This window comes from Algiphilus aromaticivorans DG1253 (assembly GCF_000733765.1).
Taxonomy (GTDB): domain Bacteria; phylum Pseudomonadota; class Gammaproteobacteria; order Nevskiales; family Nevskiaceae; genus Algiphilus; species Algiphilus aromaticivorans.
Window position 1 is genome coordinate 2,046,087 of sequence record NZ_JPOG01000001.1, and the last position, 25,385, is coordinate 2,071,471.

The 25,385-nt window shown below is 67.0% G+C and carries 31 protein-coding genes and 1 tRNA gene; 3 read left to right on the forward strand and 29 right to left on the reverse strand.

Annotated features, from left to right (window positions below):
• Window positions 1–252: 252 nt before the first annotated feature.
• The 10 genes from U743_RS09555 to pcnB all read right to left on the reverse strand — a co-directional run bounded on the left by U743_RS09555 (window position 253) and on the right by pcnB (window position 9,167).
• Entirely contained in the window at window positions 253–1,407 is a 1,155-nt protein-coding gene (locus tag U743_RS09555) for a pyridoxal-phosphate-dependent aminotransferase family protein (RefSeq protein WP_156966530.1), read from the reverse strand.
• A gap of 89 nt (window positions 1,408–1,496) precedes the next feature.
• Complete coding sequence (locus U743_RS09560; RefSeq protein ID WP_156966397.1) at window positions 1,497–2,315, reverse strand: PA2778 family cysteine peptidase; 819 nt, start codon at window positions 2,313–2,315, stop codon at window positions 1,497–1,499.
• Between the two features lie 5 nt (window positions 2,316–2,320).
• The gene (locus tag U743_RS09565; protein WP_043767663.1) at window positions 2,321–2,695 is read right to left on the reverse strand and encodes a PA2779 family protein; all 375 of its coding nucleotides are present in this window, start codon (window positions 2,693–2,695) and stop codon (window positions 2,321–2,323) included.
• A gap of 38 nt (window positions 2,696–2,733) precedes the next feature.
• A complete protein-coding gene (pgi, locus tag U743_RS09570) occupies window positions 2,734–4,395 on the reverse strand; it encodes a glucose-6-phosphate isomerase (protein WP_084191459.1) in 1,662 nt (553 codons plus the stop codon).
• A 39-nt stretch (window positions 4,396–4,434) separates the two neighbouring features.
• The gene (locus U743_RS09575) at window positions 4,435–5,082 is read right to left on the reverse strand and encodes a TIGR02466 family protein (protein WP_052367833.1); all 648 of its coding nucleotides are present in this window, start codon (window positions 5,080–5,082) and stop codon (window positions 4,435–4,437) included.
• Window positions 5,079–5,459: an aspartate 1-decarboxylase gene (panD, locus tag U743_RS09580; RefSeq protein WP_043767666.1), complete on the reverse strand. Its 381-nt coding sequence runs from the start codon at window positions 5,457–5,459 to the stop codon at window positions 5,079–5,081. The genes U743_RS09575 and panD overlap by 4 nt, the downstream gene beginning before the upstream one ends.
• Before the next feature lie 176 nt (window positions 5,460–5,635).
• Complete coding sequence (gene panC, locus U743_RS09585) at window positions 5,636–6,475, reverse strand: pantoate--beta-alanine ligase (RefSeq protein WP_043767669.1); 840 nt, start codon at window positions 6,473–6,475, stop codon at window positions 5,636–5,638.
• A gap of 8 nt (window positions 6,476–6,483) precedes the next feature.
• Window positions 6,484–7,296, reverse strand: coding sequence for a 3-methyl-2-oxobutanoate hydroxymethyltransferase (panB, locus tag U743_RS09590; RefSeq protein WP_043767672.1), 813 nt, complete (start codon window positions 7,294–7,296; stop codon window positions 6,484–6,486).
• A gap of 27 nt (window positions 7,297–7,323) precedes the next feature.
• Window positions 7,324–7,824, reverse strand: coding sequence for a 2-amino-4-hydroxy-6-hydroxymethyldihydropteridine diphosphokinase (gene folK, locus U743_RS09595; protein ID WP_043767675.1), 501 nt, complete (start codon window positions 7,822–7,824; stop codon window positions 7,324–7,326).
• Window positions 7,821–9,167, reverse strand: coding sequence for a polynucleotide adenylyltransferase PcnB (gene pcnB, locus U743_RS09600; protein ID WP_084191757.1), 1,347 nt, complete (start codon window positions 9,165–9,167; stop codon window positions 7,821–7,823). The genes folK and pcnB overlap by 4 nt, the downstream gene beginning before the upstream one ends.
• Window positions 9,168–9,195: 28 nt before the next feature.
• On the opposite strand from pcnB, the gene U743_RS09605 reads away from it, so the two are divergent.
• Window positions 9,196–9,271: transfer RNA gene (locus tag U743_RS09605), tRNA-Glu, on the forward strand.
• 309 nt (window positions 9,272–9,580) lie between these two features.
• Here U743_RS09605 and U743_RS09610 read toward each other — a convergent pair.
• Window positions 9,581–10,099 carry an acyloxyacyl hydrolase gene (locus U743_RS09610; protein WP_156966398.1) on the reverse strand — a complete coding sequence of 173 codons (519 nt, stop codon included), beginning with the start codon at window positions 10,097–10,099 and terminating at the stop codon, window positions 9,581–9,583.
• A gap of 44 nt (window positions 10,100–10,143) precedes the next feature.
• A complete protein-coding gene (gene msrA, locus U743_RS09615; protein WP_043767680.1) occupies window positions 10,144–10,785 on the reverse strand; it encodes a peptide-methionine (S)-S-oxide reductase MsrA in 642 nt (213 codons plus the stop codon).
• Between the two features lie 151 nt (window positions 10,786–10,936).
• Here msrA and U743_RS18115 point away from each other — a divergent pair, with 151 nt between their 5' ends.
• On the forward strand, window positions 10,937–11,461 hold the full coding sequence (locus tag U743_RS18115; RefSeq protein WP_198021990.1) for an RDD family protein: 525 nt from the start codon (window positions 10,937–10,939) through the stop codon (window positions 11,459–11,461).
• On the opposite strand, the gene acpS is transcribed toward U743_RS18115, so the two are convergent.
• The 14 genes from acpS to rpoE all read right to left on the reverse strand — a co-directional run bounded on the left by acpS (window position 11,447) and on the right by rpoE (window position 22,366).
• Window positions 11,447–11,839, reverse strand: coding sequence for a holo-ACP synthase (acpS, locus tag U743_RS09625; RefSeq protein ID WP_043767683.1), 393 nt, complete (start codon window positions 11,837–11,839; stop codon window positions 11,447–11,449). The genes U743_RS18115 and acpS overlap by 15 nt on opposite strands.
• Entirely contained in the window at window positions 11,836–12,597 is a 762-nt protein-coding gene (locus U743_RS09630; RefSeq protein ID WP_043767686.1) for a pyridoxine 5'-phosphate synthase, read from the reverse strand. The genes acpS and U743_RS09630 overlap by 4 nt, the downstream gene beginning before the upstream one ends.
• Entirely contained in the window at window positions 12,594–13,301 is a 708-nt protein-coding gene (gene recO, locus U743_RS09635; RefSeq protein WP_043767689.1) for a DNA repair protein RecO, read from the reverse strand. Before recO ends, U743_RS09630 begins: the two co-directional genes overlap by 4 nt.
• On the reverse strand, window positions 13,298–14,182 hold the full coding sequence (gene era, locus U743_RS09640) for a GTPase Era (protein ID WP_043767692.1): 885 nt from the start codon (window positions 14,180–14,182) through the stop codon (window positions 13,298–13,300). Before era ends, recO begins: the two co-directional genes overlap by 4 nt.
• On the reverse strand, window positions 14,175–14,843 hold the full coding sequence (gene rnc / locus U743_RS09645; protein ID WP_043767694.1) for a ribonuclease III: 669 nt from the start codon (window positions 14,841–14,843) through the stop codon (window positions 14,175–14,177). The genes era and rnc overlap by 8 nt, the downstream gene beginning before the upstream one ends.
• Window positions 14,840–15,214, reverse strand: coding sequence for a DUF4845 domain-containing protein (locus U743_RS09650; RefSeq protein WP_043767697.1), 375 nt, complete (start codon window positions 15,212–15,214; stop codon window positions 14,840–14,842). The genes rnc and U743_RS09650 overlap by 4 nt, the downstream gene beginning before the upstream one ends.
• 9 nt (window positions 15,215–15,223) lie before the next feature.
• Window positions 15,224–16,015, reverse strand: coding sequence for a signal peptidase I (lepB, locus tag U743_RS09655; protein WP_232226763.1), 792 nt, complete (start codon window positions 16,013–16,015; stop codon window positions 15,224–15,226).
• A 4-nt stretch (window positions 16,016–16,019) separates the two neighbouring features.
• On the reverse strand, window positions 16,020–17,819 hold the full coding sequence (lepA, locus tag U743_RS09660; protein WP_043767701.1) for a translation elongation factor 4: 1,800 nt from the start codon (window positions 17,817–17,819) through the stop codon (window positions 16,020–16,022).
• A 74-nt stretch (window positions 17,820–17,893) separates the two neighbouring features.
• Window positions 17,894–18,142: a glutaredoxin family protein gene (locus U743_RS19775; RefSeq protein ID WP_084191460.1), complete on the reverse strand. Its 249-nt coding sequence runs from the start codon at window positions 18,140–18,142 to the stop codon at window positions 17,894–17,896.
• Window positions 18,139–19,542 (reverse strand): DegQ family serine endoprotease, encoded by a 1,404-nt coding sequence (locus tag U743_RS09670; protein WP_052368420.1) that lies wholly within the window; start codon window positions 19,540–19,542, stop codon window positions 18,139–18,141. The genes U743_RS19775 and U743_RS09670 overlap by 4 nt, the downstream gene beginning before the upstream one ends.
• A 14-nt stretch (window positions 19,543–19,556) precedes the next feature.
• Window positions 19,557–20,030: a SoxR reducing system RseC family protein gene (locus tag U743_RS09675; protein WP_052367841.1), complete on the reverse strand. Its 474-nt coding sequence runs from the start codon at window positions 20,028–20,030 to the stop codon at window positions 19,557–19,559.
• Window positions 20,023–21,060 carry a MucB/RseB C-terminal domain-containing protein gene (locus U743_RS09680; protein ID WP_043767706.1) on the reverse strand — a complete coding sequence of 346 codons (1,038 nt, stop codon included), beginning with the start codon at window positions 21,058–21,060 and terminating at the stop codon, window positions 20,023–20,025. The genes U743_RS09675 and U743_RS09680 overlap by 8 nt, the downstream gene beginning before the upstream one ends.
• Window positions 21,057–21,683 carry a sigma-E factor negative regulatory protein gene (locus U743_RS09685; protein ID WP_198021991.1) on the reverse strand — a complete coding sequence of 209 codons (627 nt, stop codon included), beginning with the start codon at window positions 21,681–21,683 and terminating at the stop codon, window positions 21,057–21,059. The genes U743_RS09680 and U743_RS09685 overlap by 4 nt, the downstream gene beginning before the upstream one ends.
• A gap of 89 nt (window positions 21,684–21,772) precedes the next feature.
• Window positions 21,773–22,366: an RNA polymerase sigma factor RpoE gene (rpoE, locus tag U743_RS09690; RefSeq protein WP_043767710.1), complete on the reverse strand. Its 594-nt coding sequence runs from the start codon at window positions 22,364–22,366 to the stop codon at window positions 21,773–21,775.
• 151 nt (window positions 22,367–22,517) lie between these two features.
• On the opposite strand from rpoE, the gene nadB reads away from it, so the two are divergent.
• Window positions 22,518–24,137, forward strand: a complete 1,620-nt coding sequence (nadB, locus tag U743_RS09695) for an L-aspartate oxidase (RefSeq protein WP_084191461.1) — start codon at window positions 22,518–22,520, stop codon at window positions 24,135–24,137.
• Here the strand turns inward: nadB and U743_RS09700 are convergent.
• Genes U743_RS09700 through U743_RS09710 form a run of 3 tightly spaced genes read right to left on the reverse strand, consistent with a single transcriptional unit; the run spans window position 24,134 to window position 25,381 of the window.
• Window positions 24,134–24,715: a lipocalin family protein gene (locus U743_RS09700; protein WP_052367843.1), complete on the reverse strand. Its 582-nt coding sequence runs from the start codon at window positions 24,713–24,715 to the stop codon at window positions 24,134–24,136. The two genes, nadB and U743_RS09700, sit on opposite strands and share 4 nt — an antisense overlap.
• Complete coding sequence (locus U743_RS09705; RefSeq protein ID WP_156966399.1) at window positions 24,712–25,149, reverse strand: hypothetical protein; 438 nt, start codon at window positions 25,147–25,149, stop codon at window positions 24,712–24,714. The genes U743_RS09700 and U743_RS09705 overlap by 4 nt, the downstream gene beginning before the upstream one ends.
• Window positions 25,136–25,381 carry an FAD assembly factor SdhE gene (locus tag U743_RS09710; RefSeq protein ID WP_043767714.1) on the reverse strand — a complete coding sequence of 82 codons (246 nt, stop codon included), beginning with the start codon at window positions 25,379–25,381 and terminating at the stop codon, window positions 25,136–25,138. The genes U743_RS09705 and U743_RS09710 overlap by 14 nt, the downstream gene beginning before the upstream one ends.
• Window positions 25,382–25,385 lie beyond the last annotated feature (4 nt).

Below are 25,385 nucleotides of genomic sequence, written 5' to 3' on the forward strand. Positions count from 1 at the left end.
GGCCGATCCAGCCGTGACGGGACAGGATGTCCCTTCACGGCGGCCCCGAGCACGCCACCAGCCGCCGGGACTCCAGGCCGCCGCAGGCGGGCCGGAGCTCCACCTCGGGGTGTCCTCTCTTTGGTTCCTTGCTCTGGACAAGCAGAGAAAGGAACCCGCGCCAGTCGCGCGGCTACAAGCGATAGCGCAGAGGTTATGGGGCGCGGAACTCACGAGCAGGGACGGGAATAGAGCCGCCCTAGCGCCACAACCTCAGGCCGAAGCAGACACCTCGGCCCCAGCCCGCTGCTCAGCCAACACGGCACCCAGCGCCTTCAGGCAGAAGTCCACATGCGCCTCGTCGGCGCACTGCCCCATCAAGCCGATGCGCCAAACCTCGCCGGCGAGATCACCCAGGCCGGCGCCGATCTCGAGCCCATGCTCGTTGAGCAGACTGGCGCGCACGGCGGCCTCGTCGATGTCGTCGGGCACGATGACGCTGTTGAGCTGCGGCAGGCGCTCGGCCTCGGGCACCAGAAGCTTCAGCCCGAGCTCGGCCAGGCCGGCGACCAGGCGCTCGTGCGCGGCACGATGACGCGCCCAGCTTTGCTCCAGCCCGGTCTCGTGCAGCATCAACAGGGCTTCGTGCAGACCGTAGAGGGCGTTGATAGGCGCGGTGTGGTGATAGGCGCGCTTGGCGCCGCCCTGCCAATAACCCATGACCAGGCGCAGGTCCATGAACCAGCTCTGCACCTCGGTCTGGCGCTCGGTCACCCGCGCCACGGCGCGCGGCGAGAAGGTCACCGGCGCCAGCCCGGGCGGGCAGGAGAGGCACTTCTGCGTGCCGGAATAGACAGCGTCCAGTCCCCAGGCGTCGACCTCCAGCGGCATGCCGCCCAGCGAGGTCACGGTATCGACGATGGTCAGCATGCCGGCGGCCTGCGCCAGCTTCGCCAACGCTTGCGCATCGCTGGCCGCGCCGGTGGAGGTCTCGGCGTGCACGAAGGCCAGCACGCGGGCGTCGGCATTGTCCTTGATGGCCTGCTCGACGGCCGACACGTCCACGGCGCGCCCCCACGGGCTGTTCACCATGACCACCTCGGCCCCGCAGCGCTCGGACATCTGCTTCATGCGGCCACCGAAGACGCCGTTGGCGCAGACGATGATCTTGTCGCCCGGCTCCAGTAGGTTCGCGAAGCAAGCCTCCATGGCGACGGAGCCGGGGCCGGAGACCGGGAAGGTCAGAGCGTTTTCAGTGCGGAAGGTTTGGCGCAGCAGCGCGCAGATTTCATCCATCAGGCCGACGAAGGCGGGGTCGAGATGACCGATCGTCGGGCGCGCCATGGCTTGCAGGACGCGGGGATGGACATCGGAGGGGCCGGGCCCCATCAGCGTGCGCCGGGGCGCTTCGAAGCTCTTCATAGCGATTGGCCGTCGCACCTTTTCAGCGCGCGGCGAGGATTAAGAGACACTTGGGGCGCGCGAGTATAGAGGAGGCGGCGCGCAATCTCATCCACTCAGGGCGCGGTAGCGGCCAGATTCCGCCGGGCGGCGTCGAGATCCGGGTCGAGTGCCAGCGCTCGCCGCCAGGCGCCGCGTGCGGCCTCGACCTCGCCACGTGCGCGACGGGCATTACCCAGCGCCGCGTGCGCCAGTGCCGACTCGGGCCAACGCGCGACCGCGGCCACGTAGGCGGACTCTGCCAAGGCGATCTGACCCGCGCTCTCGGCCGGCGCAGCGGCACTCAGCCACTCACGCGGCGACGCGAACACCGGCACCTCCTGCGGGTCCGCGGCGACGACGGCCCAGCGCCCGGCATAGGACCAGCTGCGCATGAAATCGGCCGAGTGCTCGAAGCGCCGCCGCTCGGTGCCGGAGCGCAGCACGACCCGCTCCTGCTCGGGATCCAGTCCCACCACCACCGCGTAGTGCCAAACCGGCGTCCACGGTGTGCCCAGGTTCTGCAGCACCAGCACCGGGTAGCCGGCGTCCAGCGCGTCGGCGATGGCCTGCATGCGCGTATCCAGCTGTAGCGGAATGCGACCGTACTGGCGCGTGCTGGCGATCAGCTCGGTCTTCAGGCTACCGCCGCGTTCCGGAAGGAAGAGGCGCGGCTCCAGCTCGGCGGGCGGCACGCGCACGCCCTCGGCACCCAGCACCGTGGCCAAAGCCGCCGGCCCGCACTGCAGGGCGGTCTGAGGGTGAAAGGGCGTTGCCACCAGCTCGACCGGCGCGCGCTCGATCACTGCGCCGAGTGCCGGCGCACGCCCTGCGCAGCCGGCGAGCAACGCCGCCGCAATCAACGCTGCGGCGCAGCACTGCGCGCTGCGCGCCACGCCGCCTAGATACCTTTGAAGACGTCGATGACGCCCACGGCCTCCAGAATCAGCAGCACGACGAAAACCACGCCCACGACCCCGATTACCGAGCCACCCGCAGGGGCCGACTCGATGTTGTTGGCGAGCTCGGCCATCTCGTCGTCCGAGAGCGCCGCCAGCCGCGCGTCGACGGCTGCAGGATCGACACCCATCGCAGCCATCTGGCTGCGCACTTCCTGGCGTGCCAGCTCAGCGTCCACCGTCGCGCGCGCCTCGCTCTGGGGAGCACTTTCGGCCAGCATGGCCTCGGTGCCGACGGTGCCGGCCAGCGCGCTACCCTGAACGCCCAGCGACAGCGCCAGCAGCGGAATCACGAAGACGCGAAGAATGTGATGCATGGGGAAGCTCCCTAAGGAAAATGGCTCGCGCACGAAGTCTAGGAGGTGCGCTTTAGCGCACGCTGAATCAGAGCGTCGGTGTCAGCGTCGAGATTCTCGCCCACCTCGCCCCGCAGCACGGCATCAACCCGCTTGGCCAGCTGCTTGCCCAGCTCGACGCCCCACTGGTCGAAGGCATTGATGCCCCAAAGCACGCTCTGAACGAAGGTACGGTGCTCATAGGCCGCCAGCAGCGCCCCCAGGTGCCAGGCGTCCAGCCGTGGCAGCAGCAGCGTCGCCGACGGCCGGTTGCCGCTGAAAACGCGATGCGGCGCCGCCGCGCGTGCGGCTTCCGGGCTCAACCCTGCCGCTTCCAGTTCGGCAACGACCGTGCTCTCGTCGCGCCCCTGCATGAGCGCGGCGGACTGCGCCAGACAGTTGGCGATCAGCAGCCGCTGCTGCTGGGCATCGTCGTGATCAGCTGCCAGCGGCAGGATGAAATCCACCGGATGCGCGCGCGGCGCTTGGTGCAGCATCTGGAAGAAGGCGTGCTGGGCGTTGGTGCCGACATCGCCCCACAGCGCAGGCGTTGTTGGGCCAGGCACAGCACTGCCGTCCAGCGCCACCGATTTTCCGTTCGACTCCATCTCCAGCTGCTGCAGCCACCCGACGAAGTGCTTCAGACGCTGCGCATACGGCACCACCACCTGCGACTCGGCGCCGAGCAGATTCCGGTTCCAGACGCCGATCAGCCCCATCAGCACCGGTAGGTTCGCCTCCGCAGGGGCGCTACGGAAATGCTCATCCATGGCGTGCGCGCCGGCCAGCATCTGCTCGAAGCCACTGCGGCCGAACGCCACGCCGATGGGCAGGCCGACCGCGGACCACAGCGAGTATCGGCCGCCCACCCATTCCCAGAAACCGAAGACGCGATCCTCCGGAATACCGAAGTCGCGCGCCGCCGCCAGATTGGTCGAAACGGCCGCGAAATGGGCGCCGACTGCCGCCTCGCCTAGGGCGTCGACCAGCCAAGCGCGCGCGCCGGCGGCATTGGCCATCGTCTCCTGGGTCGTGAAGGTCTTGGAGGTAACGATGATCAGCGTGCGCGCCGGGTCGCAGCGCGCCAGCGCCGCCTCGCGCTCGGCGGCGTCGACATTGGCGATGAAATGCGTGCGCGGCCCGTCGGCCAGCGGTGCCAGCGCCTCGCAGACCATGCGCGGCCCCAGATCAGAGCCGCCGATGCCGATGTTGACCACATCTGTGATTGCTCCGCCATCGGCCGCGGCCGCCTGCCCCGAGCGCAGGGCCTCGGCGAAGTCGAGGAAGCGTTCACGCGTAGCGTGCACTTCCTTATCCACAGGCTCATCCAGCGCCTGCCAGCGCTGGCCGGCGGGCGCACGCAGCGCCATGTGTAACGCGGCGCGTCCCTCCGTCGGATTTACCATTTCGCCAGCAAAGAGCGCGGCAATGCGCCCTTCCAGATCGCAGCGCCGCGCGAAGCCAAGCAGCGCGTCCAGTGCGCCATCGTCCACGCGCTGCTTGGCGTAGCTGTAGTGCATACCCGCGGCCTCGATCCGGTAGCGCTCGGCACGCTGAGGATCGTTGGCAAAAAGCTCGACAAGCGATTGCGGCGCCAACGTTTCAGCGGCGGTTCGCAGCTCGGGATCGTGGCTCGGGCCAGGACTCGGGCTAGGGGTCGGATCGGAGGGTGACGCGGTCATGGCGCAACCATCAGCTGGTACAGCCGCGAGTGTAGCCGCCTACTCCCACACGAAGTTGAAGCTGAAGCTCACGCGCTCTTCCTTGACGGGATTCGGCGGGACCTCGTGGCGCAGCCAGCTCTCGAAGAGATAGAGGCGCCCGGCGCGCGCCGGAAGCAACACGTGCGGACGCAGGGCATCGGGAGCATCGGCAGCGCGCGGCGGCGCCGCCATGAAGCTGGCCAGCCTCGGGTCTTCGAAACGCAGACCGGAGGTCCCCTTGGGGGCCTGCGCATAGTAGGTACCGCTGACCACAGCCAGCGGGTGCAGGTGGCCGGGATGCCCACAGCCCTGCCCCATGATGCTAACCCAGCAGTCGCTCATCACCAGCGAGCGCCCCTGCAGATCCCAATGCAACGCTTCCGCGTAGTGCAGCGCGTGCCGCGTCAAATGGCGCGCCAGATGCTGCACGGTCGGCGCCATCCGCTGCAGCTGATCCAGCGTTGCATAGCTGGTGTAGCCGCCCGGATAGCGACTTTCCGACCAGTCCTGACCGGCCTCGTCCGCGGCCGCGATCTGCTCGGCTTCCGCCACCAGCTCGCGATTGAGCGCTTTTACCCCGCGTGCGCCCAGCGCCGCGTCATAGATCAGCGTCGGGAAGAGCGCGCGGGTGTTGTCGGCCGGCTCAGCCGGCCCGGCACTGCTCAAGCGGCCTGGACGGGAATGGTATTGGCGGTGCGCACGACGTGGTTGCCCTCGTCGAGATAGAGCAGCCGCGGCTTGAAGTTGCGCGCGCTGCCCGCCTCCATCTGACCGTAGGCGCAAATGATGACGCGGTCACCTACGCGTGCCTTGTGCGCAGCCGCACCGTTGACCGAAATCACCCGCGAGCCGGACTCGGCGCGGATGGCATAGGTCGTGAAGCGCTCGCCGTTGGCGATGTCGTAGATATCGATCTGCTCGAACTCGAGAATGCCGGCGGCATCCAGCAGATCGCCGTCAATAGCGCAGGAGCCGTCGTAATCCAGCTCGGCGTGCGTGACACAGGCTTTGTGCAGCTTAGCCTTCAGCAGGGTCAATTGCATGGCGTGATCTTTCGGGAAGTCGGAAAGGGGTGGCCCAAAAAGACATGCACCCGTTCATTCCGTGTCGCGTTCTCGATAAGGGTGGCCCACTAAGACATGCACCCACGCGTTAGGGCCCTCTAGGGCCTCGAGCGGCGGGCAGTGTAGCCACCATTATCCGCCACGGCAACCAGATTTCAGACGGAGAGGCGCAAATTGTCGATAAGCCGCGTATTGCCAAGCCTTGCGGCAACGACGATAAGCAGCTCGCCGGGCACCTGCGGGGGCCCGAGATCGGGACCAAGAATCCGTAGATAGACCGGCGAAAAGCACGCATGGCGAAGCCTTTCCATGCCCTGCGTCTCCAGCGCCGGAATATCGCGACCGCCGGCGCGCAGCGCCTCGGCAAGCTCGCGCAGCGTTGCGTACAGCTTGGGCGCCACGGCGCGCTCGTCTGGGCTGAGGTACTGGTTTCGCGACGAACGGGCGAGTCCATCCGGCTCGCGCGCAATGGGGTGGCCGTGCACCGCCACCGGCATGTGCAGGTCGCGCACCATGCGCCGGATGATCTGCAGCTGCTGATAGTCCTTCTCACCGAAGACCGCGGCGTCGGGCTGGACCAGATTGAAAAGGAGGCTCACGACGGTGGTAACTCCGTCGAAATGGCCGGGCCGATCCGCACCGCAAAGCATGTCCCCCAGCTCCGGGACGTGCACCTGCGTGATATCGCGACCGTGGGGATAAAGCGTGGCCTCGTCCGGAGCGAAGACCGCCTGGCACCCGGCTTTCCGCAACGCCGCCAGATCATCGTCGAGGGTGCGCGGATAGCGGTCGAAATCCTCGTTGGGCCCGAACTGCAGGGGATTGACGAAGATGCTGGCGATGAGGGTCTCGGCATGCGCGCGCGCCGTGTCCAGCAAGGCGATATGCCCGGGATGGAGATTTCCCATGGTCGGCACCAGCGCCACACGACGGCCGGATGCGCGCTCGGCCTCGCGCCAGGCACGGAGCGCGGACACGTCTTGCAGCAGCTGCATGGCTGCGCTCAGAAGCAGTGCTCGGAGGCCGGGTAGCTGCCGTCACGCACGGCCGCGACATAGGCACCCAGAGCAGAAGCGATATCGGGCTGGTCCTGCATGAAGTTGCGCACGAAGCGCGGCGGCCGACCGCTGCGCGCCTGCGCCGAGATGCCGAGGATGTCGTGCAGAACCAGGATCTGGCCGTCGACCTCGGCGCCGGCGCCGATCCCGATCACCGGCACTCCGGCGGCCTTGGTGATGCTCGCTCCCAACGCGGCCGGCACACACTCCAGCAGCAGCATGTCGGCGCCCGCATCCTCAAGAATGCGTGCGTCGCGGCGCATGGCCTCGGCGGCGGCGTCCTCGCGGCCCTGCACGCGGAAACGGCCCATCTTGTGGATGAGCTGCGGCTGCAGGCCGAGATGCGCGCAAACCGGCACGCCGCGCGCAGCGAGGAACTCGACGATCTTGGCCTGCTCGCGCCCGCCCTCCAGCTTGACCATGGCCGCACCGCCCTCCTGCATCAGTCGCTGTGCAGCGTCGAGCGCGCGCGAGCGCGTGCCGAAAGAGAGGAAGGGCATGTCCGCGACAAGGAAGGCACGCGACAACGACGGCGCAACGCAACGCGAGTGATAGACGATGTCGTCCACCGTGACAGCAGTGGTAGTGCTACGTCCCTGGATAACCATTCCCAGGGAGTCGCCTACCAGCACGACATCGACGCCGGCGGCGTCCATGACGGCGCCGAAGCTGGCGTCGTAGGCGGTCAGGCAGGCGATACGCTGGTCCTGCTCGCGCATGGCGCGCAGCACAGCGATATTGACGGGGGCATCAGTCACGGCGGCGGGCTCCGAAAGACTCAGCGCTCATGGTAATTCAGGCCAGACGGCGAGGCCCTCACGCCCGCAGGCGGCGGCCAACACACCGGCACGGCCGAGTCCCGGAATCTCGAGATCCGGCGCAATCTCGGCCAGCGGCACCAGCACGAAATTGCGCTCGCCGATGCCCGGATGCGGCAACTGCAGCTGTGCCGTATCCCGCAGAAGGTCGCCGTAGACGAGCAGGTCGATGTCCAGCTCGCGCGCCAACCAGCGCGTACAGCTGCGCTGACGCCCAGCCTCGGCCTCGACGCGGTGACAGGCCGCAAGCAGCGCCTCCGGCGACAATCTCGTTTCCAGCAGGCAGGCGGCGTTGCAATAGTCGGGCTGGGGCGGCCCCATGGGCGCGCTGCGGTAGAGCCGCGAACGCGCGCTCAGGCTTGAATCAGGCAATTCAGCCAGCGCGGCAAGCGCGGCTTCAATCTGGGCGGGCGGATCACCCAGGTTCGCGCCCAGGCCGATGGCGGCAACGGTTCTCGCCGTGTTCACTGCCCGGCGTTGCCAGCTCCGCCCCGCCTGCGCCGCCGCCGGCGCGCCGGTGCAGCAGCAGACTCGGCCGCCGGCGGCAGATTCGCGGGGTCGTTCTGTGCATCAGTCCACCACTGCGCGATCTCGGCATCGGCTTCGCCGGCTTCGGCGCGCAGACAATAGAAATCGTAGGCGGCTCGGAAGCGCGGATGCGCCATCAGACGTTGCGGGCGCTTGCCACGCCGGAAGGCAAAGCGCGATTGCATCATCCAGATTTCGCGCGCTGGCGCCGAGAAGCGCTTCGGAATCGCCACGCGCTCGACCTGCTGCACCAAAGCCTCGTCGGCGGCCTGGGCCAGCGCCGGCGCCGGAGGCAACTCGGCCTCCGCTTCCAGCACGGCGGCGCGGCGGCTGACCACCGGCCAGAGCAGCGTGGCGAAGAGGAAAGCCGGCGTCACCGGCTGCTCGTTGGCGATCCGCCGCGCCGTGTTGGCCAGCGCATCGTCGATGAGGCCGCGCACGGCCTTCTCGTGTATGCATTGCGCCAGCTGTGGAAACAGTTCGGGCAACAGCCCGGTATCGACGAGCCCGGCAAAATTGGCGACCGCGTCACGGCACTGCAGCAGCTTGAGGACTTCGTCGAAGAGCCGCGCCGGTGGGACCTCCCCGAGCAACTGCGCCAGCTTCCCGATCGGCGCCAGCGTACCCGGATCGATCGTGAACTCCAGTTTGTTGGCGATGCGCACCGCGCGCAGCATGCGCACCGGATCCTCGCGGTAGCGCAGCTCCGGATCGCCGATCAGCCGGATGCAGCGCGCCTGCATGTCCGCCACGCCACCGACGTAATCCAGGATGCTGAAATCCGAGATGTCGTAGTAGAGGCCGTTGACGGTGAAATCGCGGCGCTGCGCGTCCGAGCAGATATCGCTGCCATAGACGTTATCCGACAGGATGCGGCCCGTCTCGTCGCGCTCGTGCGAGTCGGTGAGCGCACCACGAAAAGTCGTGACCTCGATGATTTCGCGCCCGAAACGCACATGCGCGATGACGAAGCGCCGTCCCACCAGCCGACAGCTGCGGAACAGCTCCTTTACCTGCTCCGGATGCGCGTTGGTGGCGATGTCGAAGTCCTTGGGCTCGATTCCGGCCAGGATGTCGCGCACACCGCCACCGACGAGGTAGGCATCGAAGCCGGCCTCGTTGAGGGTGTACAGCACACGCAGTGCCGCCTGTGAAATGAGCTTGCGCGATACCGGGTGGTGTTCGCGCCCGATGCGTGCTGAGTCGCTGATAGTGCTTGATCCTCGAAGTGGGCGGCCGGAAATGCCTCCGGGGGCTTGGCGCCCGGCCACCGTATGCCGCATAATGTGCGCATTGTAGGTCAACACCTATGCTCCCATCGTCTAGCGGTCCAGGACGTCGCCCTCTCACGGCGAAAACCGGGGTTCGAGTCCCCGTGGGAGCGCCATACGGTCAAAAGGGCGGAGCCACCGGTTCCGCCTTTTTTGTTTGCAGCGGCACGACTCGAACCCCGGAGGGGTTCGACAAAATCGTCCGGTACGATTTTGGACCGCCGAAGGCGGGCCCCGGCCGAAAGGCCGGGGTGCGGCCCATGGAGGGGCCGCACAGTCCCCGTGGGAGCGCCATACGGTCGAAAGGGCGGAGCCATCGGTTCCGCCTTTTTTGTTTGCAGCGGCACGACTCGAACCCCGGAGGGGTTCGACAAAATCGTCCGGTACGGATTTGGGCCGCTGCAGCCGAGCCCCGCATCACTGCATCAGTCCGCCCCTGCCCCGCTACGCATCTCCGCCTGCGGATACCAGTAGTAGCCGAAACTGAAGAGCGCGTAGTTCATCCCCGGGCTATCGCCACGAACGCTGCCGTTGGAGATGTGCAGGAAGCGCGCGCCAAGCTGTACCGGGATACGGCGAAGCCGGAACACCGCACCGATGTGCGACGCGAGATGGAAGCTGCCGCCGATGGAGCGCTCGTTGAAGATGGCGCGATTGATATAAGTCGGGCGCAGCCCACCCTCGACGATGACGGTCCATTCCGTCGCCGGCAAGTGCCATTGCAGGGTCGGGCCGAGCATGAGATTCAGAGCGTTCTGATCATCGGGCTGGGCATCGATCATTCCGGCTTCGAACTCGTAGTGCAGCCGCCAGTTTGGGAGGATGTCGAGCGCCGGCAAGTCGAGCCGCGCACCCAGCCAGGCGATACTGTCGAGCTTCTGCTCGCGCACGTCACCACGCGCCACCGAGAGCGCCATCGGATCGGCGCTGCAGGTAGACAGCAACAGCAGGCAACCCAGTACCGCGCCCACCGGACAGAGACAGCGGCTTAGCCGCGCAGCTGTGTGGCGAAAGCCTTGCCCAGCTTCTCCAGCTTCGGCTGCGCAACGATGCGGATGTAGCCAGCGTCGGGATGGCGCTCGGCGTAGGCCTGGTGTTCAGGCTCGGCCGGATGGAAGGCCTCTAGCGGCTCCAGCGTTGTCGCAATGGGGGCCGGAAATATGCCTGCCGCGTCAAGCTGGTCGATATAGGCCGCCGCGACCGCGCGCTGCGCCTCGTCGGCATAGAACACCGCCGAGCGATACTGTGGACCAACGTCATGCCCCTGCCGATCGCGCTGCGTAGGATCGTGCGCCACTGAAAAAAAGATCTTGAGCAGCGCCCCGAAGGATATCTGCTGCGGGTCGTAGCGCAGGCGTACTGCTTCGGCGTGACCGGTATCGCCGCCGCAGACACGCATGTAGTTCGCGGTGGCAGCGGATCCGCCGCAGTAGCCGCACTCCGAGGCAAGCACGCCAACCACACGGCGAAAAACCGCGTCCACGCACCAGAAGCAGCCACCGGCAACCACCATCTCGGCCGACTCGACGCCGGCTTCCGGTGCGAGATCCTGCTCGGGATCGGGAAAGCCGGACTGATCCCCTGCTCCACCCGGCCAGCGACATGTCGGACCCGCTGCTTGCTCATTCATTGCTGCGCTTCCCGGTACAAATGGGGCACGGCTAACGCCGCGACTAGTGACTCGATTGTAGCGTCACAATGCGGCATCGCTATCGCCGGCACGCGCCGTTTCATGCTCCGCCGTCCGCCTGATTGCAACGCGCGACGGTATGCTTCCCCGCATGTCAGCACCATCCATTGCGCGTCCGGCTGCCCTCTGGCGTCGACTGGCGGCCTCGGCCTACGACGGCCTGCTTGTTCTGGCCATCTGCATGAGCATCACGGTAGTCGCCATACCGACGCAGGCATTCGTCGGCGGCAGCAACGACCGCGCCGTGCTGCAGGTGCTGATGGTGCTTGGCAGCTGGTTATATTTCACGCGCTCCTGGACACTTGGCGGACAAACGCTGGGCATGCGCGCCTGGCACCTGCGCCTGCGCCGCGCGGACAGCGACGCGGCGCCGAGCCTGACGCTGGCCAGCGCGCGCTTCTTCCTGATGCTGCTGCTCTGCATACTGCCACTGGTTGTCGGCGGCCTGGCCGCGATAGAGGACCGCTCCAACGCCCCGGCCTGGCTGCTACTCTGGCTGCTGCCGGCCTTCAGCATGGGGCTGGCCACCATCGGCAGCCGGCGCGCGCTGCACGATCTTGCCAGCGCCAGCGAGATGATCGCCGAGCGGCCAGCCGCCGGATCAGCCGACGCCTGAGGCGCGCTCGACCACAACCATCGCGATCACCTGATCGCCCTCGTCGCTCAGACTGATGTGCGCCGCACCTGCCCCTCGCGCCGCCGCGAAAGCCTGACCGGCCGTCGACAAACGGATACCGGGCGCACCGCTGTCGGCTGCGCGCATCAGCGCGATATCACGCGCAGCGATGCCCGCCAAGCCCGTGCCCAGCGCCTTGGCATAGGCCTCCTTGACGGCCCAGCGCTTGGCGAGATCGCGCGCCGGATCGCGGGCACGGGCGTGCGCGATGGCTTCTTCTGCGGCCAACAGCCGCCTTACGGCACGGCCGCCTCGCCGCGCGAGCAACGCGCGAAAGCGCGCCACGCTGGCGAGGTCGACACCGACGCCGAGAATCATCCGTTCGCCGCCTCGCGGCGTGCGCGCAGCATGGCGCGGCGCATGGTGGCGATGGCCGCGGGAAGCCCCTGAAAGACCGCGTCGGCGATGATAGCGTGGCCGATATTGAGTTCCACGACTTCGGTGATGGCCGCCACCGCGCCGACGTTGCCGGTGTGCAGACCGTGGCCGGCGTGCACTTCCAACCCGGCGGCGGCCGCGGCAGTTGCAAAGGCGCGCAGGCGGCCGAGTTCGGCATCGCGCGCCGTCGCATTCGGCGCGTCGGCGTAGGCGCCGGTATGCATTTCCACCGCCGGCGCACCAATAGCGACGATGGCCTCGATCAGCGCCGGCTTCGGATCAACGAAGAGGGATACGCGTGTACCGACGGCTGCCAGGCGCGCGACCGTGTCGGTAATGGCCGCGGCGTTGCCGCGCACGTCGAGACCACCTTCAGTGGTGACCTCCTCGCGCCGCTCCGGAACCAGACAGGCGCGCGGCGGCGCCAGCCGCTCGGCGATGACGGTCATCGCCGGCACGGCGGCCATCTCCAGATTGACCGGTACCAGAGCCTTGGCGAGCAGGCGCTCAACGTCAGCATCCTGGATGTGCCGACGATCCTCGCGCAGATGCACCGTGATGCCGTCGGCGCCAGCACCCTGGGCGATCATCGCCGCCTCCACCGGATCGGGATAGCTCGTGCCGCGCGCCTGGCGCAGTGTCGCGACGTGATCAACGTTGACGCCGAGGCGCAGGCTGTGAGGGGTGTGATGCGTCATGACGGTTCCTTCCGGATAGTGCGCAGCCGGCGCAGCATGGCGGGCGTCTGCAGCGGGCGATCGCCGATCAATTCTGGCAGATGGGCTGCGAACACGGCCCGGGCGGCCGCGCGCGCAGGCGCGGTGTCGAGGGCGCCGTGCAGCGCGGCATCGAGCGCCGCGCCGAAGAAGGCGCCGTCGCCGCTGCGCGTCACGCCGCGCTGCAGGTCGTAGTCATAGCGGCCTTCCGGATCCAGGAGCTCGCCCGCCGACGGCTGATAGCCAAGCGCCCCGAGAAGAGCCCATTCGAAGCGCCGCAGCGCAGTCTGCGCGGACTCCTCGCCGTTCGCTCCGGCCAGTGCCTCCAGCAAGGCGACATAGGCCGCAAAGATGTCCGGATGTGGATCATCCCGCGCCAACGCGCGCAGCAGCAGCTCGTTGGCGTACCACATCCAGACCACGCGCTCGCCGCCGAGCAGCCAGGGCGCACCCTGGGCGTCGGCGCCGGTGAGCGTGCCCAGTTCGCCGCGCCGCTGCCACGCCAGCAGATAGCGTTGCAGCAGCTGCGGGCTACTGCCGCGCCGGCTGGCGCGGGCGCCGCGCGCCACCAAGCCGACGCGGCCATGCGCCGCCGTCAGGGCTTCCAGCAGGAGGCTGCTGTCGCGATAAGGGCGCCGCAGCAGCAGATAGGCCGGCTCGTCGCGGACGCGCTCGACCGCGCTCATCCGTCGTCGTAGCCCAGCGCGCGCAAGGCGGCCGGATCATCGCTCCAGTTGGGGCGCACGCGGACGTAGGTCTGAAGAAAAACCTTCTTGTCGAGCTGCGCCTCGAGATCGCGGCGGGCGGCCGTACCTACCCGCTTGATGGTGCTGCCGCCGGCGCCGACCACGATCTTCTTCTGCGGCTCGCGCTCGACCCAGATCACGGCGTGGGCACGCAGCAGACCCGGCTTGTCCTCCAGCGCCTCGACACCAACGCTGAGGGCATAGGGCAGCTCTTCGTGCAGCATACGGGTCAGCTTCTCGCGCACGCATTCGGCCACCGTGAAGGCCAAGTCGTGACCCTGGATCTGTCCCGGCGGGAAGAGCATCGGCCCTTCCGGCATATAAGCGGCCAGCGCGTCGGCCAAGCCTTCGAGGTTGTCTCCGTGCGTTGCCGAGACGGGCACGATGGCGGCATAGGCGTGGCGCTCGTTGAGCTTGGCGATCTCGGGCAGCAGCTCCTGCTTCTGCGCGCGCCGATCGACCTTGTTCAGCGCCGCGATGACGGGCACACCAGCGCGCGCGGCGCGCGCCAGCGCCAGATCGTCGTCGGCGCGCCAAGCGCCGCTCTCCACGACATGCAGCACGGCATCGACCCCTTCGATCGCACTGCTCGCCGCGCGATTCAGGAACTCGTTCAGCGTGCGGTGTTCGTGCTCGTGCAGGCCAGGGGTATCGATGAAGACGATCTGCAGATCGTCCGCGTTGTAGACACCCTGGATACGATGCCGAGTGGTCTGCGGCCGCCGGCTGACGATGGACACCTTCCGCCCAACCAGCGCGTTAACCAGGCTGGACTTGCCGACGTTAGGCCGGCCGAGGACTGCAACCATGCCGCTACGCATCGAGTTTCTCCAACATGGCTCGGGCGGCATTCTGCTCGGCGCCACGCCGGCTTGCTCCGTTGCCCTCGACGTGCTCGTTGCCGTCATCGAGGCGGCAGCAAACACGGAAGCGTTGCTGATGTGCGGGCCCGGAGATCTCCAGCACCTCGTACTCCGGCCGCGGGCGCGAGCGTCCCTGCAGCCATTCCTGCAGGCGCGTCTTGGGATCCTTCAGGGTGTCCGGATCGGGCAGTGTGATCAAACGCTCGCCCCACCAGCGTTCGACGCATTCGCGCGCCGTATCGATATCGGCGTCGAGCAGAACGGCGCCGATCAGCGCCTCTACCGTATCGGCGAGCACCGAACGGCGGCGGTAGACGCCGCTCTTCAGCGCGCTGCCACCGAGCTGCACGAAATCAGCAAGCCCCAGATCGGCGGCCACCGCGCCCAGCGTTTCCTCACGCACCAGCGCGGCGCGCATGCGCGTGAGATCGCCCTCGGTGGCCTCCGGAAGGCGCTGGTAGAGCGCCTGCGCGACGACGAAATTCAGTAGGCTGTCACCCAGGAATTCGAGGCGCTCGTAGTGGCCGCTGCCGGCGCTGCGATGCGTCATCGCGCGCTCCAGCAGGGCCGCGTCGCGAAAGCGGTAGCCGAGCAGGCGGTAGAGATGCTCGCGGTTCACGGCCTCCGACCGATAGGGACGCTGTCCTCGAAGTAGAAGACGAGATCGATATTCGCGATCAGCGAGATCCGCGCTTCATAGTCGTACTCGAATATGCGGCCGCCGCCCTGCTCGCGCACCACGCGCACGTCTCGGGGGTCGAGATGGCTGATGCGCTCGATGTCCCAGTAGCGCTGTAGCGCGCCGTACAAAGCGCGACCACCGGCATCCGACATTTCGGAGTCGGTGGCTACCTTCTCCAGCGCGTTCTGCACTTTCATATCGTTGAGGTAGACGGGCACCGCCCGCATCAGCAGCAGCGCGGTGAAGGCGACCAGCGCCATCACTACCAGCAACCCCCACACCGTCATTCCCCGGGACATCGATTTCATGGCCACCCCCTATTCGATGATCGTGCCGATACGCGAGAAGTTGGGCCGGCCGAGCTCGCCGTTCCAGTTCATCCAGATCAGGAAGGCCCGTCCGACGAGATTGCGCTCCGGTACGGTACCCCAGCGCCGCGAGTCGTCGCTGCCGTCGCGATTGTCGCCCATGACGAAGTACTCGCCTTCAGGGACGATGAAATCGATGCTGCGCGACGGCGCGTTGGGGTTGACGATGATCGGATGCTGCACATCACCGATACGCTCGATATAGCGCTCAACCACGCCCCCGGGCACCCCGGGTACGCGCACGACACCGCCCGGCTCCACGGGCATGTCCTGGCCGTTGATGGTCAAGCGCTTGTCGCGATAGACAATGTGATCCCCCGGCAGGCCGATGACACGCTTGATGAAGTCCTTGCTGGGCTCAACGGGGAAGCGGAAAACGGCGACGTCGCCGCGCTCGGGATCGCTGCCTTCGGTGATCTGCCAGAAACCTACGGGGCTACGCAGTCCATAGGCGTGCTTGTCGACGAGAATGAAGTCACCGACCAGAAGCGTGGGGATCATCGATCCCGAGGGAATGCGGAAGGGCTCGACGGCAAAACTGCGCAGCAGCAGCACGACCAGGATGACCGGAAAGAAGGAGCGCGAAAACTCGACGGCCCAGTTGCCCTTCTCGCTACCGGCCGCGCGCCGCCGCGGCGCAAAGACCAGCACGTCCAGCAGATAGATGACGCCGGTCACCAGCGCGGCGACCGTAAGAATGACCGCGAAATCCCAATGGAAATCGCTCAGGAAGACTTCCACAGGGCTACCTCCTATCAACGTTGAGTATGGCGAGGAAGGCCGACTGCGGGATCTCGACGTTGCCAACCTGCTTCATGCGCTTCTTACCTTCCTTCTGCTTCTCCAGAAGCTTGCGCTTGCGCGAGACGTCGCCGCCGTAGCACTTGGCCGTCACATTCTTGCGCAACGCCTTGACAGTGGTGCGCGCGAGAATGCGCGAGCCGATGGCCGCCTGGATGGCGACATCGAACATCTGCCGCGGGATCAGCTCCTGCATGCGCTCGCAGAGGCCGCGTCCTCGGTCATAGGCCATGTCGCGATGGCAGATCGTCGACAGCGCATCGACGCGCTCGCCATTGACGAGCACGTCCAGCCGCACTAGCTCGGCCACCGCGAAATGCTTGAAGTCGTACTCGAAGCTGGCGTAGCCGCGCGAAACGCTCTTCAGGCGATCGAAGAAGTCGAGTACCACCTCGGCCAGCGGCATATCCACCACCATCTGCACCTGACTGCCGTGGTAGTGCAGCTCCGGCTCGCCAGCGCGCTTCTCCATGCAGAGCTGCATGACCGCGCCGATGCAGCGCTCCGGCATGAGGATGCGGGCGGTGATAATGGGCTCGCGCAGCTCCATAATCAGACCGCTGTCGGGCAGCTCTGCCGGGTTCTGCACGCTCTTCGTCGAACCATCGTGCAGAGCGCACTCATAGACCACCGAAGGCGCGGTGGTGATGAGATCAATGTTGTACTCACGCTCCAATCGCTCCTGCACGATCTCCATGTGCAGCATGCCCAGGAAGCCACAGCGGAAGCCGAAGCCGAGGGCCGTTGAACTCTCCGGCTCGTAGGACAGCGCGGAGTCGTTCAGGCGCAGCTTGGACAGCGCATCGCGCAATTCCTCGAAGTCGTCCGAGGACACCGGAAAGATGCCGGCGAAGACGCGCGGCTGAATCTCTCGGAAACCAGGTAGGCGCTTGTCGCAGGGATGACGCGCATCGGTCAGGGTATCGCCCACCGGCGCGCCGTCGATATCCTTGATACCGGCGACGACGAAACCTACCTCGCCGGTTTCCAGAGCATCCAGCTCGTTGCGCTTGGGGGTGTTGCGGCCAAGCATGCTGATCTCGTGATCACGACCGGTGGCCATCACCCGGATGCGCTGCCCCTTGGACAGGCGCCCGTTGACCACGCGCACCAGCGAAATCACGCCCAGATAGTTGTCGAACCAGGAGTCGATGATCAGCGCCTGCACCGGTGCCTCGGCACTGCCCTCGGGCGGCGGCACCTTCTCCACCAGCGACTCCAGTACCTCCGTCACGCCCTCGCCGGTCTTCGCGGAGATGCGCAGCGCATCGCGCGCCTCGATGCCGATGATGTCCTCAATCTCGGTGATGACCCGCTCGCAGTCCGCGTTGGGCAGATCCACCTTATTCAGGACCGTAATCACTTCCAGATCCTGGTCGACGGCCGTGTAGCAGTTGGCCACGGTCTGCGCCTCCACGCCCTGCGACGCGTCCACGATGAGCAACGCGCCTTCACAGGACGCCAGCGAGCGCGAGACCTCGTAGGAGAAGTCGACATGCCCCGGCGTGTCGATCAGATTGAGCTGGTATTCGATGCCATCGCGCGCCGTGAAGTGCAGCGTGATCGCCTGCGACTTGATGGTGATGCCGCGCTCGCGCTCGATCGGATTATTGTCGAGCACCTGCTCCTGCATCTCGCGCTCTTCCAGCCCGTGACAGAGCTGGATGAATCGATCAGCCAGCGTCGACTTGCCGTGATCGATATGCGCGATGATCGAGAAGTTGCGAATGCGTGTCTGCTGCATGGGATCCCACGGCACCGGGGGCGCCAAAATAGCCTGCGATTATACGCACGCGACCGCTACCGGCCGCGCCGGCGTCAGCTGTCGCGCCCCATCCGCACCGCCAGCGGCTCACAGGCCAAACGATCGAAGCACACCCGGCATACTTCCCGGTCAGATTCATCGAGAAGCACCGGTATCGTGCCCCCGAAACGCTGCCTGAGCGCGGGATCCCGGTCGACGTTCAGGCGCGGAAGCTCTATCCCCGGAAAGGCTGCGTGCCACTCGGCGTGGAACTCGTCACAGAGGTCGCAGCCCGGCCGCGTCAGCAAGCAGGGGCCATTCACTCCGGGATACGCACGGCGATGAAGAGCGGTGAGCCACCGCGCTGCACCAGAAACGGCACAGAGCGACCAGGAGTCTGACGCTCGACCAGCTCGCTCAAGCGAGAGGCGGAATCGACTTCGCTCCCGGCCACGCTCAGGATGATGTCATTACGGCGAATGCCGGCGGCAGCCGCCGGCCCCTCGCGGACCTCGACCACGCGCACGCCGCTGCCCATGACACCGGCGTCCTCGCGCTCGACATCGCTGAGCGGCTGAACACGCATACCCAGCACGCCCGCATCTACCGGCGGCTTCGGCTTGGGCGCGGCGTCGTCGCGCACAGCCGATTCCTCAAGGCGCCCCACGGTGACTTCCAGGCTGCGGCGATCGCCGTCGCGCAGCAGCTCGACCTCGGCCTCGCTGCCCGGCTTGCTCGCGCCCACCAGCGCCGGCAACGCCGCCGAGCGCGGCACCTTCTCACCATCGAAGCGGAGGATGACATCGCCCTCGCGGATGCCCGCGTCGGCGGCGGGGCCGTCCGGCAGCACGCGTGTGACCAGCGCCCCGCGCGGCCGATCGAGACCGAAGGACATCGCCAAGTCGCGCGTGACCTCCTGGATCACCACGCCCAGCCAGCCGCGCGCGACGCTGCCTTCGTCGCGGAGCTGCTCGGCGACACTGATCGCCATGTCGATCGGGATGGCGAAGGAAATGCCCTGGAAGCCGCCGGTCTGGCTGTAGATCTGCGAGTTGATGCCCACGACCTCACCATTCAGATTGAACAGTGGCCCGCCGCTGTTGCCCTGATTGATCGCCACGTCCGTCTGGATGAAGGGCACGTACTGGCCGCTCGACAGGCTGCGCCCCTTGGCAGAGACGATACCGGCGGTGACGGTCTGCTCGAAGCCGAAGGGCGAACCAATAGCCACGACCCAGTTGCCGACTTCCAGCGCTTCGCTGTTACCAATGCGCACGGGCTGAACGTTGTCGGCATCGAGCTTTAGCAGAGCCAGATCGGAACGCTCGTCCGAGCCCACAACCTCGGCTTCCAGCTCACGCCGGTCGGCCAGGCGCACGATGATCTCGTCGGCATTACGCACGACGTGATGATTGGTCAGGACATAGTCATCCCACAGCACGAAGCCGGAACCCAGCGAACGCGAGGGCCGGTCTGCCCCCTCATCGCCGAAACGGTCGCGGAACCAATCTCCGAAAGGCGATTCCTCAAGCCCGAAAGGCAGCCCTCCGGATGCCGCGTCGCCATTGCTCCGGCTGATCGTCGCGATGTTGACCACCGATGGGCCGGCGTCGCGGGCGATATCCGAAAAATCGGGCAGCCCGGAGGTCGTCGGCTCGGAGGACGAGCAGGCAGCCAGCGTCAGAGCCGCTGCCGCTGCGAGGCAAGCATTGCGTGCGCGCAAGATATCTCCCAATTTCAGTATTCGTCGTTGAGGCGCGGGCAACTGTCCGCGCCGAAGCGGTCGCGCCGGAGCACGACGGGACGGAACTGGCTGGCATCCACCGATTCGCTCTTCCAGCGGACATAGAGCAGGCCGCCAGCCAGCCCCGCCACGGCGAAGGCTGCCACCAGCAGATCGCCGGCGCCCAGGCCCAGGCGCGCGACCGCGCCCATGCCGATCATGCCGACCAGGGGCATCAGATAGACCATGACCGAGGCACGCAGCAGTGCATCGCTGCCGATGCCGACAACCACCGGATCGCCGGACTGCAGGTCCGCGATCTTCGTGGTCACCGGAATCGCATGTCGCCTGTGCCGGCCGAGGCGGCCGAGCAGGCCACCGCCACAGCCACGGCCCTCGGCGCAGCGCTTGCAGTTACCCATGTTCAGCGCCTGCACATAGACCTGGTCGGCGTCGATGCGCGTGACGATAGCGCGCTCTTCAATCATCGCCAGCTTCTCCGACAGGCTCCGGCAATGGCTCGAAGGCAGCTGCCGTGTCGCTTTGCGCCGACTCCAGGCTCAAGCGGTCGACCACCCATTGCACAGTGACCGCCGGCACCTCGCCGACTACCGTGACCTGATGGCCATCGATGACGCGGGAGGCAACGTTGAGCGCTCCCATTCGGGAACTCTGCGGCGCCATGTCGTCCAGCCGACCGTCGGCCGCATTCGCGCCATAGACCGAGATGGTGGCCAAGCCGTCGGAAAACAGGAAATGTTCCACCGGCACGCGATCGTCTGCACCCTTGCGCACCGAGTGGGAAATCTTGCGGAAGCCGGGCGGCGACTCGCGCAGCGACCAGCGCGCCGGGACACGCAACCGCGGCGATTCGTCGGCGTGGCGGATAACGCGATAGTCGTCGCTCGCCGAATCGCGCTCGAAGCGCGCATCGTCGAAATGCTCGCCGAAGGTAATGTCGGTGAACATCATCTCCTCGATGCGTTCGCCGTCGGGGTTCAACACGATCACGCGTAATGGCAGGCTGGTTTCGGCATCGAGCCAGTACTCGTAGCCGTAGCGCATGTCATCGCGCGGAGAAACACGCACGCCCTCGCACATCCGGCCGGCGATGCGCTTCTCCCCGAGATGTTCGAAGCGGTAGCGATCGGCCATGGCCGTGATGTTGTCCTGCCGCAGCGAAGGCAGCAGACTCGCTGCTTGGTGCGCGCGGCGATCAACGGTGATGATCTTCTGCTCCGGCAGGACGCAGATCACTTCCTCGTTGTTGCGGTAGATCTCGCGCGCGTCACCGGTCAACGAACTGAGTCGCTCACGCACCTCACCGTTGCGGAACTCATGCAGCACACGCAGCGTTTCCATGCGCGCATCACTGCTATAAACCACGGTTCCGGAATAGGTCTGCGTGCGGACCGCCTCGCTCATCCGGGCAATGAGCTCCGCCGGCTCCGGGCTCTCGGCCCAGCCCCACAGCGGCAGCCCGAGAAGGACGAGAAAGCCGAGCTGGCGCCGCATCATCGCGGCTGGGCGCTTGGAATGTCCGCGTTGTGCGCGGCGTAGCGCGCGTAACCGAGCGGGCCGCCGATGCCTTGGGCCGAACGATGGCTCGCGTACTCGATGAAATAGGTATTGAGGATTTCTTCGCGCACCCTGTGCGCGGGCTCGCCGGCGGCGAGCCGGGTCTGCGTCGTGGAGCTACTACTAGACTGCTCCGCAACGGCTCCGTCGTCGGCAACGCGGGCAACCACGGCACCGCCGGCTACGTCTGCGGCCGGCTGCAGTGGCGCGCCTTCCTGCATCACCGTGGGTAGCAGCAAGACAGCCAGCGCAATGCTCGCAGCGGCCGCCAGTCCGGTAGCGGGTAGCGCCCAGCGGCGGCGCATTCGGCGTTGCTCGCGCGCCGCACCGAGGCTGGACACGCGGGGCCGAAGCGGCTCGGCATCGATGGCGGCACGTACGCCGCCGAGAATGCTGCCGGGGCTACTGCCCTGGCCGCGCATGCCCGCGCCGATAGCGCTCCAGCGAGCCGCAGTACCGGCGGCCCCAGGCTCCCGGTCGAGAGCCTCAATCAGGGTGTCGATTTCGTCAGGCGCCAGCTCGCCGTCGAGTAGTGCCGAGAAAAGCTCGTCGTTCTGCTGCATGCCGCCTAAATCCTCGCTGAACACGCGAATACGCATGATGATGTCAGATATACCACGCTGCCGCGATAAAGTTCCGTCGCCCCGGCCATTCAGCCGCTGCGCTGGGATGGCTTGTCGATGAGCGGTGCCAGCACCTCGTCTACCACGGCGCGCGCCCGGAAGATTCGCGAGCGCACGGTACCGATGGGGCAATCCATGGCCTCGGCGATCTCCTCGTAGGACAGGCCCTCCAGCTCGCGCAGGGTGATGGCCTGCTTGAGATCCGGTGGCAATTCGTCGATGGCGTTGATGACCGCCTGCTGGATCTCGCCGGTGAGCAGCTGAGCCTCGGGGGTGTCGATGTCGCTCATCTGCTCGGTATGACCGTAGAGCTCGGCATCCTGAGCGTCGATGTCCTGGGCCTGCGGGCGGCGCTTGCGCGAAACGAGCTGATTCTTCGCCGTGTTGATGGCGATGCGGTAGAGCCAGGTGTAGAAGGCCGAGTCGCCCTTGAACTTGGGCAGCGCCCGGTAAGCCTTGATGAAGGCCTCCTGTGCAACGTCGGGGGCATCACCCTCGCCCACGAAGCGCGAGACGAGCTGCACCACCTTCGCCTGGTGGCGCATGACGAGCAGATCGAAGGCGCGCGGTTGCCCGTCCTGCGCGCGTCGCACCAGCTCTTCGTCTAGTAGTTCTTCGGTCATTTAGGCGCGGTTCACGGTGCGCGCGACCCGCGCATCAACGTGTTACAGGACATGTCAGACTGCACGACCAAAAACCCCGGTATCGTGCCGGCGGAGTGTAGCAAGTCGCAGGCCGGCGCCCGACCCGGCCGCCCATGGGGATATCTCGATCGTGCAGAAAGCTGAAGTGCTCATCCTGGGCAGCGGCGCGGCAGGACTGGCCTGCGCGCTCCGTCTCGCGGAACAAGGGGTACGCAGCACCGTAGTCTCCAAGACCGAGCTGTGTTCCGGCGCCACGCTCTGGGCACAGGGTGGCATATCGGCCGTGCTGGACGCGGCGGACTCGCTGGAGTCGCATGTCGCCGACACCGTCCAGGCCGGCGGCGGGCTTTGCGACCCGGAGCTGGTGCGCCGAGTAGTCGCGCGCGGTCCCGCCTGCATCGAGTGGCTGGTCGAACGCGGGGTGGTCTTCACTCCCGACGAAACCGGAGGCGACGGCCGACTGCACCTGACGCGCGAAGGCGGGCATTCCTTCCGCCGCATCGTGCACGCCGCCGACGCCACCGGCGCTGCCGTGGCCACGACACTGGCCGATCTCGTGCTGGCGGAACCGCTGATCACGGTCCGCGAGAATGCCTTCGCCGTGGACCTCATCCGCGACGCGCACGGCAAGCGCGTCGTCGGCGCCTACTTGATGGATGCGCACAGCCACGAGGTGGTGGCCGAGCCCGCAGCAGCGGTGGTGCTGGCTACCGGTGGCGCCAACATGGTTTACCTCTACTCCAGCAACCCCAGCGGCGCCAGCGGCGACGGCATCGCCATGGCCTGGCGCGCGGGCTGCCGGGTGGCGAACATGGAATTCATGCAGTTCCACCCGACCTGCCTCTTCCACCCTACCGCGCGCTCGCTGCTGATCAGCGAGGCACTGCGCGGCGAAGGCGCCGTGCTCCAGCTTCCCGATGGCACGCGCTTCATGCCGCGCTTCGATGAGCGCGCGGAACTGGCGCCACGCGACATCGTGGCGCGGGCCATCGATCACGAAATGAAGCGCCTGGGTGCGGACCATCTCTGGCTGGATATTTCGCACCGTGACGCCGATTTCATCCGCAGCCACTTCCCCTCCATTCATGCGCGCTGCGCCGAGCTGGGCATCGACATCACGCGCGAACCCATCCCCATCGTGCCGGCAGCGCACTACACCTGCGGCGGCGTGCTCAGCGACGCCGCCGGACGCACCGACCTCGCCGGCCTCTATGCCATTGGCGAGGTCGCCTGCACCGGCCTGCACGGCGCCAACCGCATGGCCTCCAACTCTTTGCTCGAATGCCTGGTCATGGCCGAGGGCGCGGCAACAGACATCACAGAACGGCGACCGGCGCCCGACGGAGCTTCGCTGGCGCCGTGGGACGCATCGCGCGTCACCGATTCCGACGAGGACGTCGTCATCTCGCACAACTGGCAGGAGCTGCGCCGCTTCATGTGGGACTACGTCGGTATCGTGCGCACCGACAAGCGGCTGAGTCGGGCCGCGCACCGCGTTGCGCTGCTACAGAGCGAGATCGAGGAGTTCTACGGCAACTTCCACATCAGCCCGGATCTCATCGAGCTGCGCAACCTGGTGACGGTCTCGGACCTGATCGTGCGCTCGGCGCGAGTCCGGGACGAGAGTCGCGGCCTGCATTACACCCTCGATCACCCGGCACCGCATCCCGATGCGCGCTGGAGCCTGCTCGCCCCCGGCGAAGAGACACCGAAACTGCTGCCAATCGCCGAGAGCAGGCTCGCCAGCTAGTCGCAGCGCGGCTTTGACGCGTCGCCGGGCCCCATGCTGCCGTCGACCTCGGGCCAGCGCTGCGGCACCATGCGCAGCGCGCTGCGCTCGTACCCCATGCCCGCTATTCGCTGCAGCGCCGCCTCCAGCGCCTGCGGGGGCATGGCTGCTTCGCGGTGCATCAACCACACGTAGTCGCGCGCGCTGCGCGCGATGATCGTGGTCTGGTAATCCTCGCCCAGCCAGGCGACGATGTACTCGGCGCGGAAGGGCCAGAGGAACTGCATGCCCCACTCAGCGTAACCGCTTCCGGCATCCGGAAAGCCGGTGGGGCGCAGGATCTCGCGCTGGCCGTCGAAGCCGCGCTCGCGGAAGCGAAAAACCGTAGCGACGCGTCCATCGGGGCACAAGCCATAACGCTCCACGGCGTTGAAGGCGTCGCGCTCGGGTGCCGTCGGGGCATGAGCGATGACGTACCAGTCGCCCATGAAGCGATCGATATCCACTGCCTCGGCACGCGGCAACGGCGGCACGCCCTTGGGCGCCGAGGCGCAGGCCGCCAGCAGCGCTGTCGCGACGATCAGCAGTGCGCGCCTCATTGCGCTCGCTCGCCGTCGTGGGCTTCGGTAGCGAGACGCATGCGCAGCCGGTGCAGTGGCTCCGGCTCGGCTTCGTCGCCGAGCAGCACACGCGCCACGCGACCGCCACCGGTACGGAAGCGCAGAACCGGTACCGGTCCGCGCACGACGCTCATCGGCAACAGTTCGGCCGGCTGCAGCTCGCCGTCGGAAAAGGCCAGCTGCCAGCTGCCGTCCTCACGCCAGAGCAGGCGGCTCGGCGAACGGCTGCCGAAGCCCAGCGCCGGATGCCGGCGCGCGTACAGCCAGGAGGCAGCCACGCCCAGCGCCGCCAGCGCCATACCCACGCCGTCCGGCATGGCCAGCATGAGCAGGATCAGCGCGCCGGCGTGCAACAGGCTGAGCGCAGCAACGCCGCGCACGCTGTGGCCGAGAGCGACGTCAACGGTAGGCACGGAGCGCATCAATCAGCTCGCTCATGGCCCCTTCCGGTGCCGGGGCGTAGCCCATCAGCCACGACCAGATATCCGGGTCCTCTCGCAGCAGCAGCTCGTCGAAGGCCGCGCGATGGACCTCGGAGGCCGAAAGATAGTTGGCCTCGGCCCAGCGCGTCAGCACCAGGTCGAGCTCCTTCATGCCCCGGCGCATACGCCAGTGCAGATGCTTGGGAAGGGCGGTCTCACTCATGGGT